This is a genomic window from Brenneria nigrifluens DSM 30175 = ATCC 13028, assembly GCF_005484965.1.
Classification (GTDB): Bacteria; Pseudomonadota; Gammaproteobacteria; order Enterobacterales; family Enterobacteriaceae; genus Brenneria; species Brenneria nigrifluens.
The window spans coordinates 4,413,375-4,431,771 of the sequence record NZ_CP034036.1 but is presented as its reverse complement, the minus strand read 5'-3'; the positions used below and the strand labels follow the sequence as shown (position 1 = coordinate 4,431,771).

The window sequence follows — 18,397 nt, the reverse complement described above, 5'->3', positions numbered from 1 at the left end:
CGAGTCGCTTTTTCCGATATCGAGCGACAAAACCGCAGAATATTGGCTCGCAGAACATTAGCAGATCGGTTATTCGCCGTATTTTCTCGATAAACTTGGAGGTTTTCATGGCTGTCGCTGCCAACAAACGTTCGGTAATGACGCTGTTTTCTGGTCCGTCCGACATTTTTAGCCATCAGGTCCGCATCGTACTGGCGGAAAAAGGGGTGAGTGTCGAGATTGAGCAGGTAGACCTGGATAATCTGCCTCAGGATCTTATTGACCTCAATCCTTATGGTTCGGTTCCGACGCTGGTCGATCGGGAACTGACGCTCTATGAATCACGGATTATCATGGAGTATCTGGATGAACGTTTTCCTCATCCGCCGCTGATGCCCGTCTATCCGGTGGCGCGCGGCAACAGCCGTCTGATGATGCACCGCATTGAGAACGACTGGTATTCTCTGCTGAAGAAAATCATACAGGGCAGCGCTCAGGACGCGGATAGCGCTCGTAAACAGTTGCGTGAAGAACTGCTGGCGGTTGCGCCTGTGTTCAACGAAGCGCCTTACTTTATGAGCGAAGAGTTCAGCCTGGTGGATTGTTATCTGGCCCCGCTGTTATGGCGCCTGCCGCAATTAGGCATTGAATTGAGCGGTTCTGGTGCGAAAGAATTGAAAGGCTACATGACGCGCGTATTTGAGCGTGATGCGTTTCTCGCTTCCCTGACGGAAGCAGAACGTGAAATGCGTTTGCAAACCAGAGGTTAAACAACATGGCGTTGTCTCAACTGTCTCCGCGTCGTCCGTATCTGTTGCGGGCTTTTTATGACTGGCTGCTGGATAACCAGTTGACGCCTCATCTGGTGGTCGATATTACTCTGCCGGGTGTTATGGTCCCGATGGAATTTGCCCGCGACGGGCAGATTGTGCTGAATATCGCACCCCGAGCCGTTGGCGGTCTTGAGTTGGCTGATGACAGCGTGCGCTTTAACGCCCGTTTCGGCGGCGTGCCGCGTCAGGTGTCTGTACCCATGGCGGCGGTGTTGGCGATTTACGCCCGGGAGAACGGCGCCGGCACGATGTTTGAGCCTGAGCCCGCCTATGAATCGACGGGCGAACTCGACGATTTTCAGGATGAGGACGTCACGGCCAGTACGGTGATGTCGATCGTCGACAATAATCCGGACGCATCGGATGAAAATGATAATCCCGATGACGATCCGCCGCAGCCTCCCAAGGGAAGAAGACCGTCACTGCGGGTGGTTAAATAAGTCCCTGATTTATTAAGGGCACACTGACAGTGCCCTTTTTCATGTCTCATGAGATACTGAAAAATCATAACCATCAGAAAAATAATCTTTAGTTGATACTCAACCAACTTCCAAACTCTCAATAATATTTTGGGTATAAAACTCGATGTCCGGTATTTCTTTCGCTAACAATCCAGATAATTCATGTAATAAAGCAGCCAGTTTAGCCACGCCTTTCTGCGTACTTTTCTTCTGGTTTTTATGCATAACCATATAAACCACTCTACTGGGCGGATGACAGTTTTGAGCCAGACGAAAGGATACGCATCCGTGCTGTTTTTGGGCAAATAAAGCCGTAGAACTGGGGACAATAGCCCAGTCTGTTCCATGTGATAATAAGTTCATGATCAGATGACCGTTATCAAACTGAGCATTAAAACCATGAATACGCCCAAACCCTTGCATATGCCAGCGTTCAAAATCCTCATCCCAGCGGACATAATACTCATCTTTAACCTGAAGTTGCTCAAGCTTAACTTCTTCTTTTCCCGCCAGAATAGAGCTTGGAAGACACAACCCGACCATAGGCTCACTGTATAGTTTAAAACTCATGGTGTTTTGAGATTTCAAATCCGAGAAAGAGAACCCAACATCAATTATTCGTTTTTCAATCAAACCAAAAATATCGATAGAGTGCGTTGTCACGATTTTCACATTCATTTTGCTTTCATGGTTAATAAGCGCTCGGTAAAGAGGAGTAAAGATTGCGAAATTAATACTATTGAGACATCCTATTGTAATGTTTATTCTCGATTCATTGGATTTTATCGTTTCTATTTCCAGAAAAAAGTCATACCATTTCTCAGCAATCTCAAGGAAAGAACTACCTGCCTCTGTCAGTTTTATTTCTCTTATACCCTTATTTCGCTCAAATAGATCAAATCCTAATTCATTTTCAAGTACCTGTAATCTTTTTGTTACAGTGGATTGAGCAACAAAAAGTTCCTCGGCCGATTTATTGATACTCCCTGCTTTTACAATGGTTAAAAATGTTTTTAGTAAGATAGCATTCATTTCTCCACCTGCATATATTCCAATAATTGATATTTAATATTTATTATTTTCTCTTTACACAAAAAGGCCTGACAATTAAATATGTCACTACCTTAATTCACCAATAATTAATTTCTCTTATTTTTATTGGGTATAAAGTAAATAAATTTCATTTTTTAGAAGTGCGTCACATTTTTAATTGGGTAAAATCGGAGTGTTTATGTCAAATAATGGATTTCAGATTAAAAAATATTTTAATAGACCACAAAAATATTTGATAGATGAGTTCAAGAAACTACCAGCGGCAAATATCGGCGACGTCATGAATCGTCAGTTCTGCCTGAGCAATAAAATCAGGCCGCTGAATGACTTAAAACTCGCAGGTCCGGCCTTTACGGTCAATTTGCGTAGTGGGGATAACCTTCTGTTTTACAAGGCTATTGGAATGGCTTCTCCAGGTGATGTTATTGTGGTAAATGGGCAAGGTGGTGAAAAAAATGCGCTGATGGGAGAACTCATGCTGCGCTGGGCGATGAAAAAAGGCATTGCAGGGATCATTATCAACGGTATGGTTCGTGATCTGGATTTTATTCAACAATCACCTATTTCGGTATTTGCTTTAGGGGCAACCCCTGCCGGTCCTTTTAAAGATGGTCCTGGAGAGATTAATTTCCCTATTTCTATCGATGGTGTTGTTATCACTCCGGGGGACATGATCGTTGCAGACCTTGATGGTGCTGTCGTCGTCAGGCAGAATGACCTTGAATCCGTATTAGAAAAAACAAAATACGTTACAGAAAAAGAAGAAAATATCAAAACCCAGATAGAAAATGACGAATGGGATATGTCGTGGGTGGATGAAAAACTTTTGGAAAAAAACTGTATTTATCTTTGATGGGAAAAACAATGAATAGCACAAATAATAAACCAGGGCGTTTTCGCTGGGTCATTGCATCACTTATCTTTTGCGTTTATACCGTAGCTGCTGCTGACAGAGCAAATATCGGTGTTGTGTTACCCTTTATCCGATCTGATTTTCATATGTCCAATACTGAAGCGGGAGCACTGGCCAGTCTTTTTCTGTTGGCCTATGCCATAGCACAAATACCTAGTGGTTTCCTCTATGCTAAATTTGGCGTGAGAAAGATATTTTCAATATCAATGATATTGACTTCGCTGGCGACGTGCTTTGTTGGTTTCTCTACCTCAATTCTGGGGTTAAAAGTATCGAGGTTTATATTGGGCCTGGCGGAAGGTCCCTTACCCATAGGTATTACGTCAACCATTAATCGTTGGTTCCCGGCCTCAGAAAAAGGACTGGTCACAGCAATCTTTTTATCAGCGGCGAAATTTGGCCCGGTCCTTGTTCCTCCGTTATGTGCCATCATTATCTATCACTACAGTTGGCATTACGTTTTCTATTTCTTTGCCATTCCGGGCCTGTTTCTTTCCGTCATCTGGTATTTAATCGTTACCAATTCACCACGAGAAAGTAAATTTTGCTCGCCGGAAGAATTAGATATCATTGAAGAGAAAATCCCTACCGGAAAAGTCATAGCACACACGCAAAAATCGCGGCCTATCTATGCCAACGAAAAATCATTCAAATTATTAGACAGGATAATCCGTACTAAAGAAGTTCCGTTGATCAGTACCAAAAAAGAAATCTTTAAATCATGGAATGTACTTGGCAGCATGCTCGGCTACTTTTTCATGATGGGCATCGTGAACGTTTTGCTGGCATGGATCCCAACCTATTTAATGAATGAGAAAGGCTTCTCGGTAATGAAAATGGGGATGCTTGCATCCGCTCCCTGGATTGGCGCCGTGATCGGTAACCTGTTGGGTGGATGGTGCTCGGACAGACTGCTAAACAAACGCAGAAAACCTTTGATGATGGCCTCCGCCATTGCAACCGTGGTCATGATGATAACGCTGATCAACGCACCAGATAATCCCATTATCCTTGGAGGACTGCTGTTGTTAACCGGTATCCTGTTCAACCTGGGTTTCTCCGCCTACATGGTTTATCCCATGGCGCTCACAACCAAAGAGGTGTTTCCTATTGCCGGTTCCATTATCAACACTGGAGGACAACTGGGTGGAGCGGCATGTCCTCTAATTGCGGGACTTCTGCTGGATAACTTCAGTTGGGGTTATGTATTCGGTTTTATGGCTATCTGCTCGTTTCTGTGCTTGCTGGTGCTAATGACCATCAACGAACCGATACAGACCAAGGCAACACTCTGACGAGGTTGACCACGATAAGAGGAGTTCCGCCGGCGTTAGCGTAAGCGGTGGGAAGCGGTCCGTCCGTTATGCGTTATGACGGACCGCGCATGGTTAAGAAGATAGCGTGCGGTGAGGCGTTAAACGTCGTGAGGCAGGACTATTTCTTTTTCCCGGCAAACGCGTGCAGCGTTTCATTTTCCAGGCGATAGCGAATCCATTCGTTCTGGGGCGTCGCGCCGATGCTGCGGTAAAAATCGATCGCCGGCTGATTCCAGTCGAGTACGCACCATTCCAGACGGCCGCAGTTACGTTCCGCGGCCAGCCATGCGATATGACGCAGCAGGGTTTTGCCTATCCCTTTTCCCCGGCGGTCCGGCGTGACGTACAGGTCTTCAAGGTAGATGCCATTGCGCCCCAGCCAGGTGGAATAGCTGGTAAAAAATACCGCGTAGCCCACCGGGACGCCATCCGCCTCGCCTATCAGGGCTTCGGTTTTACTGTCCAGAGCGAATAAGCTGTCTTCGATGCCTTGTTGGTCGGTAACCACTTCATGGCGCGCTTTTTCGTAAATAGCCAGTTCGGTAATCATGGCGAGGATGATTCCAGCGTCTTTTTTTTCTGCGTTGCGGATGGTGACGTTCATTATTTTTCCGTTCTGTATCAGTGAAGAAGATACAGCATACACAATATGCTACGGCCGTTCAGCCTGTAAAAAATGCGTTGGCGCAGGCACGGTCAGTTCGGTTTTCGATAATGGCGTCTGCGGAAATACCGATTGAAAATTGATCATCATCTTAAAATCCGGCGACGGGAAAAGATGAGTATACCGCATGTGCTATAACTGAGACTGACATTAGACGATGAGCGCCGTCCTGTGCGGAGGTGTCAGGCATTTCAGGCGGGATCCGACCGCGCGAGGAGTGGGAAAAGCTGGAATGAAAGGAGAACAGCCGGGCTGGTGACGCCCGGCTGTGGGTAAAGTATATACCCTAAATAATTCGAGTTGCAGGAAGGCGGCAAGGGAAGGACAAATTCGTCGGGAACGAATTTGTCCAGCCAACGGCTGGCCTCCGGTGAGAGACAGGATGTCTCTCATTTAATCCCGATGAGCTTACACAGATAAGTGATTCGGGTGACTGCCAAATCTGCCTGGAGCAGATTTGAACGCTGCTTGCAGCGGCCCCAGGGGGCGGGGCCCACGGAGGGGCCGAGTAATGCAGCCAACGCATCTGCAGCTTGAAGTATGACGGGTATAGGTTAAGCGATTAACTGAATACCATACCGCCGTCGATCAGCAAGGACTGCCCCGTCATATAGTCGGAATCGGGGCCTGCCAGATAGGCGACGCAGGCGGCGACGTCTTCCGGTTCGGAGAGGCGTCCCAGGGTGATGCGTTTGGCAAATTCGGCGGTGCCGTAGCCCGCGGGTTTTCCCGCTGATTCGGAGATTTTACGGTCGATCTCTTCCCACATCGGCGTTTTTACAATTCCCGGGCAGAAGCCGTTCACGGTAATGCCCAGCGGCGCCAGATCGCGCGCGGCGGATTGCGTCAGACCGCGCACGGCAAATTTGCTGGAGCTGTATACCGCCAGTTCCGGGTTGCCAACGTGACCCGCCTGAGAACAGGCGTTAATGATTTTTCCGCCGTGCCCGAGGGATTTAAACGCCTCGACCGCGGCCTGGATGCCCCAGATAACCCCTTTAACGTTGATGTTATACACCCGGTCGACAATTTCCGGGGTAATGTCTTCAATAAGCGTGGAAGGCGCAATCCCTGCGTTGTTGACGATGACGTTGAAGTCGCCGAATTTTTTCTGGGTCTCTGCGACTGCCGCAAAAACCGCGTCCCGATCGGCAACGTCAGCCTTAAGGGCGATAGCCTGGCCGCCGCCTTGCTCAATCTCTTGCGCCACGTTACGGGCGGTATCCATGTTGTAGTCAACCACGGCGATGGAAAAGCCGTCTTTCGCCAGTCTAAGCGCAATAGCGCGGCCAATCCCCTGACCTGCGCCAGTAATAAGCGCTACTTTAACCGTCATGTTATCTCCTAATTTTAAATTTCCAATAATATCAACGTGCAAGCACGTAACAATGGTAGACGCTTAGCGGGATTTTGCCAGGCGGGATGGGGAATTAGCAGAGATTATCGGCGGAGCGCGATGCTGCCCGGACCGACAAATCCGGTCCGGGCAAGGGGAGTCAGACTTCCAGGAAGTCCAAAATGCCTGCGGCGGCTTTGCGCCCTTCGGCAATGGCGGTCACCACCAGGTCCGAGCCGCGTACGGCATCGCCGCCGGCAAAGATTTTCGGGTTGCTGGTCTGGAACGCGTTATCGCTGTTTTCCGGGGCGATGATGCGGCCCTGACCATCCAGTTCGACGTCGTGTTCGGCCAGCCACGCCATCTTGTGAGGACGGAAGCCGAAAGCCATTATCACCGCATCCGCTTCCAGCACGTGCTCCGAACCGGCGACGATTTCAGGACGGCGGCGCCCGTTGGCATCGGGCGCGCCCAACTCGGTGCGCGCCATTCTGACGCCGCACACGCTGCCGGCTTCGTTAATTTCAATGCTCAGCGGCTGCAGGTTGAATTTGAATTCTACCCCTTCCTCCCGCGAGTTTTTCACTTCGCGCTTGGAGCCCGGCATGTTCTCTTCATCGCGGCGATAGGCGCAGATAACGTGCGTCGCGCCCTGGCGAATCGAGGTCCGCACGCAGTCCATCGCGGTATCGCCGCCGCCCAGCACCACCACGCGTTTGCCTTGCATGGTGACGTAAGGTTCTTCGAATGAGGCTTCGAAGCCCATAAGCTGCTTGGTATTGGCGATCAGAAACGGCAGAGCGTCATAGACGCCCGGCGCTTCTTCGTTTTCCAGCCCGCCGCGCATGGATTGATAGGTCCCGACGCCGAGGAACACCGAATCGAACTCATCCAGCAGATCTTTCATCCGCACGTCTTTACCCACTTCGGTGTTCAGGCGGAATTCGATGCCCATGCCGCTGAAGATTTCACGGCGCTTGACCATCACTTCTTTTTCCAGCTTGAACGCCGGGATGCCGAAGGTCAGCAGGCCGCCAATCTCAGGATGGCGATCGAACACCACAGCCTGTACGCCGTTGCGCGCCAGTACGTCGGCACAGGCCAGGCCGGCGGGGCCTGCGCCGATAATCGCCACGCGTTTACCGGTGGATTGAACGCCGGACATATCCGGCTTCCAGCCCATTTCCAGCGCCTTGTCGTTGATATAGCGTTCGATATTGCCGATGGTGACCGCGCCGAATTCGTCATTCAGCGTACAGGAACCTTCGCACAGGCGATCCTGCGGGCACACCCGGCCGCACACTTCCGGCAGGCTGTTGGTCTGATGCGACAGTTCCGCCGCTTCGATAATCCGTCCTTCATTCGCCAGCTTCAGCCAGTTGGGAATATAGTTATGAACCGGGCATTTCCATTCGCAGTAAGGGTTGCCGCAGGACAGGCAGCGATCGGCCTGTGCCTTGGACTGGCTCTCCGAGAACGGTTCGTAAATTTCTACAAATTCAATTTTACGAATTTTCAGCGGTTTTTTGGGCGGATCAACGCGCTGTAAATCGATAAATTGATAAACATTCTGACTCATGATGACCTCTTACTGCGCCTGAACCCGCAGCTCGGCTGCGGAACGGCTACGGTGACCCAACAATGCCTTCACATCACTTGACTTCGGTTTCACCAGAGCAAATTTGGATGCCCATGCCGGCCAGTTAGCGAGGATCTCTTCTGCGCGTTGCGAACCGGTATGCTGCACATGCTCGGTAATCAGGCCGCGCAAATGTTCTTCATGAATAGCCAGTTGTTCTACATCCAGCACTTCCACCAGTTCCGGGTTGACGCGTTTGCGGAATTCGCCGTCCTCGTCAAGAACGTAAGCGAACCCGCCGGTCATGCCCGCGCCAAAGTTGACGCCGGTACGGCCCAGTACACAGACGATGCCGCCGGTCATGTATTCGCAGCCGTTGTCGCCGATGCCTTCCACCACGGTGATGGTGCCGGAGTTGCGTACCGCGAAACGTTCGCCCGCCCGGCCGGCTGCAAACAGCTTGCCGCCGGTGGCGCCATACAGACAGGTGTTGCCGATGATGCTGGCTTCATGGCTGCGGAAAGCGGAGCCCACCGGAGGACGCACGGCAATGCTGCCGCCCGCCATCCCTTTGCCGACGTAGTCGTTGGCGTCGCCGGTCAGCGTCAGTTCGACGCCGCCCGCATTCCACACGCCGAAGCTCTGCCCGGCAGTGCCGGAGAAGTAGGCTTTGATCGGATCGCTCGCCAGCCCCTGATCGCCATACTGCGCGGCAATCGCGCCGGACAGGGTGGCGCCGACGGAACGGTCGGTGTTGCGGATGTCAAAGTAGAGCGCTTTGCTTTGCCGCGCTTCCACGTATGGCTGCGCCTGCGCCAACAGATCCTTGTTCAGCAGCCCCTTGTCGAATGACGGGTTGCTTTCAGTGCAGTACGGCGTCTTGCCCGGCTGCGGCGCCGCGGTTTGCAGCAGAGGCGACAGATCCAGCTTGTTTTGCTTGGCGGTGAAGCCATCCAGCTCCACCAGCAGATCGGTGCGGCCGATCAAATCCACCAGGCGGCTTACGCCCAGTTCCGCCATCAGCGTGCGGGTTTCGTGCGCGATAAAGCGGAAGTAGTTGGCGACCAGCTCCGGCAGCCCGTGATAGTGGTCGCGCCGCAGTTTTTCGTCCTGGGTGGCGACGCCGGTGGCGCAGTTGTTCAGGTGGCAGATACGCAGGTATTTGCAGCCCAGCGCCACCATCGGTCCGGTGCCGAAGCCGAAGCTTTCCGCCCCCAGGATCGCCGCCTTGATGATATCCAGCCCGGTTTTTAGACCGCCGTCCACCTGCAGACGGATTTTATGGCGCAGACCGTTGGCCACCAGCGCCTGCTGGGTTTCCACCAGGCCCAGCTCCCACGGACAGCCGGCGTATTTCACCGAGGTCAGCGGACTGGCGCCGGTGCCGCCGTCGTAACCGGCGATGGTGATCAGGTCGGCATAGGCTTTGGCTACGCCGGTGGCGATGGTGCCGACGCCCGGCTCGGAAACCAGCTTGACCGAGATCATCGCCTGCGGATTGATCTGTTTCAGATCGAAAATCAGCTGCGCCAAATCTTCGATCGAATAGATATCATGGTGCGGCGGCGGCGAAATCAAGGTCACGCCCGGCACCGAGTAGCGCAGTCTGGCGATGTACGGCGTAACCTTATCGCCGGGCAGTTGGCCGCCTTCGCCGGGCTTGGCGCCCTGCGCCACTTTAATCTGAATCACGTCGGCGTTGACCAGATAGGCCGGGGTGACGCCGAAACGGCCGGACGCCACCTGCTTGATACGGGAAACCTTGTTGGTGCCGTAGCGCGCCGGATCTTCCCCGCCTTCGCCGGAGTTGGAGAAACCGCCGAGTCCGTTCATCGCTTCAGCCAGTGACTCATGCGCTTCAGGGCTGAGGGCGCCGATGGACATCGCCGCGGTATCGAAGCGTTTGTACATTTCCGTCGCCGGCTCCACCTCGTCGATAGAGATGGCGGCGCCCGCCTGCGGCTTCAGCGCCAGCAGGTCGCGCAGGGTGGCGGGCTGACGTTGGTTGACCAGACGGGAATAGTGCTCGTAATCGGCGTAGTCGCCGCTTTTCACCGCCTTTTGCAGCGTGGTGACCACATCCGGGTTATAGGCGTGATATTCGCCGCCGTGGACGAATTTCAGCAGGCCGCCCTGATCCAGCGTCTTGCGTTTCAGCCAGGCGCGTTTGGACAGGTTCAGCAGATCCTGCTCGAAATCGCTGAAGTTGGCGCCGCTGATGCGGCTGACCACGCCCTGAAAGCAGAGGGACGAGACGTCCTGATGCAGGCCGACGGCTTCGAACAGTTTGGCGCAACGGTAGGAGGCGACGGTGGATATGCCCATTTTGGACATGATCTTGTACAGCCCTTTGTTGATGCCGTTACGATAGTTGAGCATCACCGCGCGATACGCTTTTTCAATGGTGTGGTTATCGACCATCTTCGCCAGCGTTTCGTAGGCGAGATAAGGGTAAATCGCCGTGGCGCCGAAGCCGAGCAGCACCGCGAAATGGTGCGGATCGCGCGCGCTGGCGGTTTCAACGATGATGTTGGCGTCGCAGCGCAGGCTCTTTTCCACCAGACGGCGCTGAATGGCGCCGACGGCCATCGGCGCCGGCACCGGCAGGCGTTGCGCGGAGATGCCGCGGTCGGAAAGCACCAGTAGCACCGCGCCGTCGCGCACCTTGTGCTCCGCCTCGTCGCACAGCTTTTCAACGCGCTGTTGCAGCGTTTGCCGTTGCGGTTCGAACGTCAGGTCCAGCGTATCCGCGCGGTAGTGTTGCTGATCCTGCGAGATCAGTTGGGTGAAATCGGAGTAAAGCAGGATCGGCGATTTAAAGCTCAGACGGTGAGCCTGGCCTTCCGCTTCACAGAAGACGTTCATTTCGCGACCGATACAGGTGGCCAGCGACATCACATGCGCTTCGCGCAGCGGATCGATGGGCGGGTTGGTCACCTGGGCGAACTGCTGGCGGAAATAGTCATAAATAATGCGCGGACGGCTGGAAAGCACGGCGAACGGCGTGTCGTCGCCCATCGAACCGGTGGCTTCCTGACCGTTTTCACCCAGCACGCGCAGGATCTGATCCAGCTCTTCGGCGCTGTAGCCGAACTGCTTCTGATAGGTTTCCAGCAGGGTATCGTCAAATTCGCGGCTGCCGACCTGGTCGTCCGGCAGGTCTTCAAACGGCACCAGACGCTGGACGTTTTTCTCCATCCACTCTTTATACGGGTGACGGCTTTTAAGGTCGTCATCGGTTTCGGCCGAATGCAGAATGCGCCCGTGGCGGGTATCGATAACCATCAGTTCGCCCGGTCCGACGCGGCCTTTTTCCACCACCTCATCCGGCTGATAATCCCAGATGCCCACTTCGGAGGCGCAGGTGATCAGTTTGTCTTTGGTGATGACGTAGCGCGCCGGACGCAGGCCGTTGCGGTCCAGGTTACAGGCGGCGTAGCGCCCGTCGGACATCACGATGCCCGCCGGACCGTCCCACGGCTCCATATGCATGGAGTTGAAGTCAAAGAAGGCGCGCAGCTCCGGATCCATATCCGGGTTATTCTGCCAGGCCGGCGGCACCAGCAGGCGCATGGCGCGGATGATGTCCATCCCGCCGCTGAGAAACAGTTCCAGCATGTTATCCAGCGAGCTGGAGTCGGAACCGGTTTCGTTGACGAACGGCGCGGCGTCCTGCAGGTCGGGGATCAGCGGGGTTTTGAATTTGTAAGCGCGCGCGCGCGCCCATTGGCGGTTGCCGGCGATGGTGTTGATCTCGCCGTTGTGCGCCAGATAGCGGAACGGCTGCGCCAGCGGCCAGCGCGGCACCGTGTTGGTGGAGAAACGCTGGTGGAACAGGCAGATTGCCGATTCCAGGCGCAGATCCGCCAGATCGAGATAGAAGCGCGGCAGATCCGCCGGCATGCACAGGCCTTTATAGATCGTCACCAGATTGGAGAAGCTGCAAACGTAGAATTCTTTGTCTTCAATCCGTTTTTCGATGCGGCGACGCGCCATAAACAAACGGCGTTCCATATCGCTTTGCAGCCAGCCGGCCGGGGCGTTGACGAAGATTTGCTCAATACGCGGCAACGAGGAAAGGGCGATTTCGCCCAAAACGTCCGGGTTGGTCGGCACTTCGCGCCAGCCAAGCACCGACAGCGTTTCGTTTTGCAGCTCTTCTTCCACAATCCGGCGGGCGGCGCGGGCCAGATCCTCATCCTGATTGAGAAACATCATGCCGACGGAGTAATTTTTGGCTAAGCGCCAGCCGCGCTCTTCCGCCACCAGGCGGAAAAAACGATCGGGTTTTTGCAGCAATAGGCCGCAGCCGTCGCCGGTCTTGCCGTCAGCAAGGATCGCGCCACGGTGCTGCATGCGGGCCAGTGCGTGGATTGCGGTACGCACGACTTTATGGCTCGGCTCGCCTTCTATATGGGCGATTAGGCCAAAACCACAGTTGTCTCTCTCTTGGGATGCATCGTACAACATAATAGTGAACCTCCCCGGGCTCTGTGTGACTCTCACAACCTACTGCGAGAAAGCACCTTGGCGTCGAGCTGCGTATACCTGCCGCTCTCTTCTTCGGCCTCTCGTGACGGTCTCACAAGTGGTAAATGACTTGTTTGTAGAGGGAGTCTTCATTTACTGCATAAATATGACGAGTCAGGGACTCATCGGGAAAGCTTCCAGCGGATGTCCAAATTAGCGAGAAAGCCTGTTCAGGTCAAATAACAGTGCAAAATGTGCCGGCATGGGATAATTTTTAGTTATACCTATGAAAGTTAATGATTTTTTTAGCTAAAGTATACTGATTAACAGCTATCGGATGGGGGCGTAGTGTGAGCTGTATCACTATTGCCATATCACAATATCTCCGCTACATGCTGCAATTTTTCTTATTTTCGGAATCTTATACTGCTTTGACCGATTTTTTTGATTTATGCCACTGTTTTTCATTTTTACGTCATCTTTTAATGAAAGCGCGCAGTCGGATAAGAAAAATTAATTATCGCAAATATGCGTTTATTTTCACTAAAAGCGAATAATCATTCATTTTAACTGCCGGCGGGGATTGATCGGCGTCATCGCGGCGCTGGGGCTGACGGAGTAGGCTGCTCTTCCTCAAGAGGGCTAATCAGAATATGCAATTACAAAAATTAATCAATATGTTTGGTGGAAATCTTCAGCGCCGCTATGGAGAAAAGATCCATAAGCTCACGCTGCACGGCGGTTTTAGCTGCCCGAACCGCGACGGCACGCTGGGGCGGGGAGGCTGTACGTTTTGTAATGTCGCTTCGTTTGCCGATGAACAGATGCAGCAGCGCAGCATTGCCCAGCAGTTGGCCGCGCAGGCCGGCAAAGTTAAACGGGCAAAGCGTTATCTGGCTTATTTTCAGGCTTATACCAGCACCTATGCCGAAGTTCAGGTGCTGGAAAATATGTATCGGGCGGCGCTGGATCAGGCGGATATGGTGGGGCTGTGCGTCGGCACCCGGCCGGACTGCGTGCCGGACGCGGTGCTCGATTTGCTATCCGGCTATCATGAGCGCGGCTATGAGGTGTGGCTGGAACTGGGCCTGCAGAGCGCCAGCGACAAAACGCTGCGCCGCATTAATCGCGGGCATGATTTCGCCAGCTATCAGCAGACGGCGCGTCGCGCCCGCCAGCGCGGCCTGAAGGTGTGCTGCCACCTGATCGTCGGTCTGCCGGGCGAGGATGCGCAGCGTTGCTTATCCACGCTCGACCGCGTGGTGGAAACCGGCGTGGAAGGCATCAAGCTGCATCCGCTGCATATCGTGGAGGGCAGTATTATGGCCAAAGCCTGGCGGGCGGGCAGATTATCCGCGCTGGCGCTGGAAGAGTATGTGACGACCGCCGGCGAGATGATCCGCCGTACGCCGCCGGAGATTGTCTATCATCGCATTTCCGCCAGCGCCCGCCGCCCGACGTTGCTGGCACCGCTGTGGTGTGAAAATCGCTGGACCGGCATGGTCGAGCTGGATCGCTATTTACAGCTCCACGGCGTCCAGGGATCGGCGCTGGGCACGCCTTATCTGTACCGTGATAATTAGCGCCGCCCGGTAAAATGCGCCGTTGGCGGACGATGTGGCGAATCTGCCGCAACCGGCACCGCGCCGGCGGTCATTTTACGATATGATTCGCTGGTTCGTGACTAAGGAAACCGCTATGAAGCAAATCCGCCTGTTGGCTCAGTACTATGTTGATTTAATGGTAAAACTGGGGCTTGTCCGTTTTTCACTGCTGCTGGCTTCGGTACTGGTGCTGCTGGCGATGGTGGTGCAGATGGCCGTCACTCTGCTGCTCAGCGGGGAAGTGGAGAATATCGATGTCGTTCGTTCGGTATTTTTCGGGCTGCTGATTACCCCGTGGGCGGTTTATTTTCTCTCCGTCGTGGTGGAGCAGTTGGAGGAGTCGCGCCAGCGGCTGGCGAAGCTGGTGGCGAAACTGGAAGAGATGCGCCACCGGGATCTGGAGCTGAACGAACAGCTACAGGAAAATATCGCCCAGCTTAATCAGGAAATCGCCGATCGCATCAAATCGGAAGAGGCGCGCCTGCTGGTGGTCAGCAAGCTGAAAGAAGAGATGGCCCGTCGCGAGCAGGCGCAGGTGGAGCTGGAACAGCAGTCCGCGTTGTTGCGCTCTTTCCTTGATGCTTCTCCCGACCTGGTCTATTACCGCAATGAAAATAAAGAGTTTTCCGGCTGCAACCGCGCCATGGAACTGCTGGTGGGTAAAAGCCAGAAACAGCTTGTCGGCCTGACGCCGAAGGATGTCTATGCGCCGGATATCGCCGAGAAGGTGATGGAAACGGACGAAAAAGTGTTCCGTCACAACGTGTCGCTGACCTATGAACAGTGGCTGGTGTATCCCGACGGCCGTAAAGCCTGTTTTGAGCTACGCAAGGTGCCCTTTTACGATCGCATGGGCAAACGCCACGGGCTGATGGGTTTCGGACGCGATATAACGGAGCGTAAGCGTTACCAGGACGCGCTAGAGAGCGCCAGCAGGGAGAAGAGCACTTTTATTTCAACCATCAGCCACGAACTGCGTACGCCGCTTAACGGCATTGTCGGGTTAAGCCGTATCCTGCTGGATACGCAGCTTGATGCGGAACAGCTGAGGTATTTAAAAACCATTCATGTCAGCGCCATCACGCTGGGCAATATTTTTAACGATGTGATTGAAATGGACAAACAGGAGCGCCGCAAGGTGCAGTTGGATAACCAGCCGATAGATTTCACCGGTTTTCTGGTCGATCTGGAGAATTTGGGCGGATTGCTGGCTCAGCCCAAGGGACTGAAGCTGATAGTGGAACCGCACCAGCCGCTGCCGCAAAAAATCATTACCGACGGTACGCGTCTGCGGCAGATCTTGTGGAACCTGCTCAGCAACGCGGTGAAATTCACCCCGCAGGGAAAAATCGTGGTGCGCGTATGGCATGAGCAAGGCGACCGTCTGCGCTTCGAGGTCGAGGATTCCGGCATGGGGATCCCGGCGGATGAATTGGAAAAAATCTTCGCCATGTACTATCAGGTGAAGGACCAGCACGGCGGCAAACCGGCCACCGGAACCGGCATCGGTCTGTCGGTATCGAAACGTCTGGCGCAAAATATGGGCGGCGACATCCAGGTCGCCAGCGTTCAGGGCAAAGGTTCCTGCTTCACCCTGACGGTTACGGCGCCAGGCTTGGAAGGGGCCGGCGGCAATCAGGATGCGGATGATGAGATGCCGCTGCCGGCGCTGCACGTTCTGCTGGTGGAGGATATTGAGCTGAATGTGGTGGTGGCGCGCTCGGTGCTGGAAAAACTGGGCAGCAGCGTGGACGTGGCGATGACCGGGCAGGAAGCGCTGGATATGTTCGATCCCGATGAGTTCGACCTGGCGTTGCTGGATATTCAACTGCCGGATATGACCGGGCTGGACGTGGCGCGCCAGATACGCCGACGCTACGCCGACCGCGCCCTGCCGCCGCTGGTGGCGTTAACCGCCAACGTGCTGAAAGATAAAAAAGAGTATCTGGATGCCGGTATGGATGACGTGCTGAGTAAACCGCTGTCGGTGCCGGCGTTGACCTCGGTTATCAAACAGTATTGGGATCATCAAACCGCGCGTGCCGATGAGCCGGTGACTGAAAAAGGTGGCGAAATGGTTAACGAGGACCTGCTGGACATTGCGATGCTGGAACAGTACCTGGATTTGGTCGGGCCCAAACTGATTCACCAAAGCCTGGATATGTTCGAAAAAATGATGCCGGGCTATCTGGCTATTCTTGATTCCAACATGACGGCGCGCGATCAGAAAGGCATTACCGAAGAGGGGCACAAGATTAAAGGGGCGGCGGGATCGGTGGGGCTGCGTCATCTGCAACAGGTTGCCCAGCAGATACAGACGCCGACATTGCCGGCCTGGTGGGATAACGTCCAGGAATGGATCGACGAGCTTAAACACGACTGGCGTCATGACGTTCAGGTGCTGCGGGATTGGGTGGCCGAGGCGGAAAAAAACCGATGACGCTTATGACGAGTAAAAAAATATCGGGAGTGTTTTTTAACGCCGCTTGCGGCGGCCCGCAGGACGAGTTTCATGGATGAGACGAGTAAAAAAAAATGACCCCGACCGAGGCCGGGGTGCGCGAATTATGCGCCAACACCAGGGAAAACGGGCACCTGCATCTTAGATATCAGGGGTCGTGAACTCGCAAGTGCGGATACTCTTTACTTTATCAATCTTACATCTTCATCAAGCAACAAAATAGCAAAAGCAGAAAAGTATGTTACAAGAATCATTAAAATGTGTGATGTAGATTAGTGTTTGTCAATTAAAAAAATCAATTAGTTGATGTAATGAAATGGGGAAAAGATGATGAAAAGAGTCGGTGTTGTCCTGAGCGGGTGTGGTGTTTATGACGGTTCGGAGATTCATGAGGCCGTGCTGACGCTACTGGCGCTGGACAGGGCGGGAGCGCAAACGGTTTGCTTTGCGCCGGATAAACCGCAATTCCATGTGGTTAATCATCTGACAGGTGATGTAACCAATGAGAATCGCAACATTTTAGTTGAATCGGCGCGCATCGCCAGGGGAAAAATCCAGCCGCTTTCGGAGGCGGATGCGCAACAACTGGATGCGTTGATCGTGCCCGGCGGTTTTGGTTCGGCTAAAAATTTAAGCGACCTTGCTACCCAGGGGGCCGCATGTCAGATTGATGAAAATCTGAAATTACTCACTCAGGAAATTTATAAGCAAAGCAAACCAATTGGTTTTATTTGCATCAGCCCCGCGCTGCTGCCGAAGTTGTTGGGGGAAGCGGTCAGAATTACCATTGGTAATGATATGGATATTGCTGAAACTATTGAAGAAATGGGAGGGATCCATGTGATCTGCCCGGTCGATGATATCGTAGTGGACGCCGAACACAAAATTATCACCACGCCCGCCTACATGCTTGCCGGCTCAATCAGCGAAGCGGCAAAAGGGATTGATAAGCTGGTGGAGCGCGTACTGGATTTTATTGAATGAGCTCAAGTCGACGCCGCAGCGGGCTGCTGAGCGGTATTAAACGCCTGGTTATTCGCGTCCTGCTGGCCGTGGCGGGTTGCTGGCTGGCGGGGATCGTGCTGTTTTCTTTTCTGCCGGTTCCGTTTTCCGCGGTGATGGCGGAGCGTCAGATCAGCGCCTGGCTGAACGGTGATTTTACCTACGTGGCGCATTCGGACTGGGTCGCCATGGATGAGATTGCCCCGGTGATGGCGCTGGCGGTGATCGCCGCCGAAGATCAGCGCTTCCCTCAGCACTGGGGACTTGATCTTGAGGCCATCAGCTCCGCGCTGAAACATAACGAGCGTAATACGCAACGGCTCCGAGGGGCCTCCACGCTCTCGCAGCAGACGGTGAAAAATCTGTTTCTGTGGGACGGGCGCAGCTGGCTGCGCAAAGCGCTCGAAGCCGGGATTACCACCGGGGTTGAACTGGTGTGGAGCAAACGGCGGATCCTGACGGTCTATCTCAATATTGCCGAGTTCGGTCCCGGTATTTTTGGCGTGGAAGCCGCCGCGAGGCGTTATTTCAACAAACCCGCCAGCAGGCTGACGGCCAGCGAAGCGGCTTTGCTGGCGGCGGTGTTGCCGAATCCCATCCGTTTTCGCGTGAACGCGCCGTCCGGGTATGTGGTGCAACGTCAGCAGTGGATTTTACGCCAGATGCGTCAGATCGGCGGCGAAAGCTTTCTGAGGGCGAACCGGTTAGACTGAACCGGTCGCTGCC

At 53.8% G+C, this 18,397-nt stretch carries 13 protein-coding genes; 8 read left to right on the top strand and 5 right to left on the bottom strand.

Features of this window, described 5'->3' with window-relative positions:
• Nucleotides 1-107 precede the first annotated feature (107 nt).
• Together sspA and sspB are read left to right on the top strand one after the other, a co-directional pair.
• A complete protein-coding gene (sspA, locus tag EH206_RS20740; RefSeq protein WP_009114735.1) occupies nucleotides 108-749 on the top strand; it encodes a stringent starvation protein SspA in 642 nt (213 codons plus the stop codon).
• A 5-nt stretch (nucleotides 750-754) separates the two neighbouring features.
• Nucleotides 755-1,252 (top strand): ClpXP protease specificity-enhancing factor, encoded by a 498-nt coding sequence (gene sspB / locus EH206_RS20735; RefSeq protein ID WP_009114734.1) that lies wholly within the window; start codon nucleotides 755-757, stop codon nucleotides 1,250-1,252.
• A gap of 99 nt (nucleotides 1,253-1,351) precedes the next feature.
• Here the strand turns inward: sspB and EH206_RS20730 are convergent, their stop codons facing one another.
• Nucleotides 1,352-2,305: a LysR family transcriptional regulator gene (locus EH206_RS20730; protein WP_009114733.1), complete on the bottom strand. Its 954-nt coding sequence runs from the start codon at nucleotides 2,303-2,305 to the stop codon at nucleotides 1,352-1,354.
• Between the two features lie 199 nt (nucleotides 2,306-2,504).
• Here EH206_RS20730 and EH206_RS20725 point away from each other — a divergent pair, with 199 nt between their 5' ends.
• Together EH206_RS20725 and EH206_RS20720 are read left to right on the top strand one after the other, a co-directional pair.
• Nucleotides 2,505-3,179, top strand: coding sequence for an RraA family protein (locus EH206_RS20725; RefSeq protein ID WP_009114732.1), 675 nt, complete (start codon nucleotides 2,505-2,507; stop codon nucleotides 3,177-3,179).
• An 11-nt stretch (nucleotides 3,180-3,190) separates the two neighbouring features.
• Nucleotides 3,191-4,534: an MFS transporter gene (locus EH206_RS20720; protein WP_009114731.1), complete on the top strand. Its 1,344-nt coding sequence runs from the start codon at nucleotides 3,191-3,193 to the stop codon at nucleotides 4,532-4,534.
• 139 nt (nucleotides 4,535-4,673) lie between these two features.
• On the opposite strand, the gene EH206_RS20715 is transcribed toward EH206_RS20720, so the two are convergent.
• From EH206_RS20715 to gltB, 4 genes are all read right to left on the bottom strand, one after another.
• Entirely contained in the window at nucleotides 4,674-5,159 is a 486-nt protein-coding gene (locus EH206_RS20715; RefSeq protein WP_009114730.1) for a GNAT family N-acetyltransferase, read from the bottom strand.
• Between the two features lie 622 nt (nucleotides 5,160-5,781).
• Entirely contained in the window at nucleotides 5,782-6,555 is a 774-nt protein-coding gene (locus tag EH206_RS20705) for a (S)-acetoin forming diacetyl reductase (protein WP_009114729.1), read from the bottom strand.
• A gap of 160 nt (nucleotides 6,556-6,715) precedes the next feature.
• Nucleotides 6,716-8,134 (bottom strand): glutamate synthase small subunit, encoded by a 1,419-nt coding sequence (locus EH206_RS20700; RefSeq protein WP_009114728.1) that lies wholly within the window; start codon nucleotides 8,132-8,134, stop codon nucleotides 6,716-6,718.
• A gap of 9 nt (nucleotides 8,135-8,143) precedes the next feature.
• Nucleotides 8,144-12,604, bottom strand: coding sequence for a glutamate synthase large subunit (gene gltB, locus EH206_RS20695; protein WP_009114727.1), 4,461 nt, complete (start codon nucleotides 12,602-12,604; stop codon nucleotides 8,144-8,146).
• Between the two features lie 653 nt (nucleotides 12,605-13,257).
• Between gltB and mnmL the strand changes: the two genes are divergently transcribed.
• The 4 genes from mnmL to mtgA all read left to right on the top strand — a co-directional run bounded on the left by mnmL (nucleotide 13,258) and on the right by mtgA (nucleotide 18,384).
• A complete protein-coding gene (gene mnmL, locus EH206_RS20690; protein ID WP_009114726.1) occupies nucleotides 13,258-14,187 on the top strand; it encodes a tRNA modification radical SAM protein MnmL/YtqA in 930 nt (309 codons plus the stop codon).
• Between the two features lie 115 nt (nucleotides 14,188-14,302).
• Entirely contained in the window at nucleotides 14,303-16,648 is a 2,346-nt protein-coding gene (arcB, locus tag EH206_RS20685; protein WP_009114725.1) for an aerobic respiration two-component sensor histidine kinase ArcB, read from the top strand.
• 351 nt (nucleotides 16,649-16,999) lie between these two features.
• Nucleotides 17,000-17,653 carry an isoprenoid biosynthesis glyoxalase ElbB gene (gene elbB, locus EH206_RS20680; protein WP_009114724.1) on the top strand — a complete coding sequence of 218 codons (654 nt, stop codon included), beginning with the start codon at nucleotides 17,000-17,002 and terminating at the stop codon, nucleotides 17,651-17,653.
• Nucleotides 17,650-18,384 (top strand): monofunctional biosynthetic peptidoglycan transglycosylase, encoded by a 735-nt coding sequence (mtgA, locus tag EH206_RS20675; protein ID WP_009114723.1) that lies wholly within the window; start codon nucleotides 17,650-17,652, stop codon nucleotides 18,382-18,384. The genes elbB and mtgA overlap by 4 nt, the downstream gene beginning before the upstream one ends.
• Nucleotides 18,385-18,397 lie beyond the last annotated feature (13 nt).

Bases quoted from the DNA above. Each gene is read 5' to 3' on its own strand.
- EH206_RS20700 (WP_009114728.1), bottom strand. From the start codon at position 8,134: ATGAGTCAGAATGTTTATCAATTTATCGATTTACAGCGCGTTGATCCG.
- elbB (WP_009114724.1), top strand. From the start codon at position 17,000: ATGAAAAGAGTCGGTGTTGTCCTGAGCGGGTGTGGTGTTTATGACGGT.
- mnmL (WP_009114726.1), top strand. From the start codon at position 13,258: ATGCAATTACAAAAATTAATCAATATGTTTGGTGGAAATCTTCAGCGC.
- arcB (WP_009114725.1), top strand. From the start codon at position 14,303: ATGAAGCAAATCCGCCTGTTGGCTCAGTACTATGTTGATTTAATGGTA.
- mtgA (WP_009114723.1), top strand. From the start codon at position 17,650: ATGAGCTCAAGTCGACGCCGCAGCGGGCTGCTGAGCGGTATTAAACGC.
- EH206_RS20725 (WP_009114732.1), top strand. From the start codon at position 2,505: ATGTCAAATAATGGATTTCAGATTAAAAAATATTTTAATAGACCACAA.
- sspB (WP_009114734.1), top strand. From the start codon at position 755: ATGGCGTTGTCTCAACTGTCTCCGCGTCGTCCGTATCTGTTGCGGGCT.
- EH206_RS20730 (WP_009114733.1), bottom strand. From the start codon at position 2,305: ATGAATGCTATCTTACTAAAAACATTTTTAACCATTGTAAAAGCAGGG.
- EH206_RS20705 (WP_009114729.1), bottom strand. From the start codon at position 6,555: ATGACGGTTAAAGTAGCGCTTATTACTGGCGCAGGTCAGGGGATTGGC.
- EH206_RS20715 (WP_009114730.1), bottom strand. From the start codon at position 5,159: ATGAACGTCACCATCCGCAACGCAGAAAAAAAAGACGCTGGAATCATC.
- sspA (WP_009114735.1), top strand. From the start codon at position 108: ATGGCTGTCGCTGCCAACAAACGTTCGGTAATGACGCTGTTTTCTGGT.
- EH206_RS20720 (WP_009114731.1), top strand. From the start codon at position 3,191: ATGAATAGCACAAATAATAAACCAGGGCGTTTTCGCTGGGTCATTGCA.
- gltB (WP_009114727.1), bottom strand. From the start codon at position 12,604: ATGTTGTACGATGCATCCCAAGAGAGAGACAACTGTGGTTTTGGCCTA.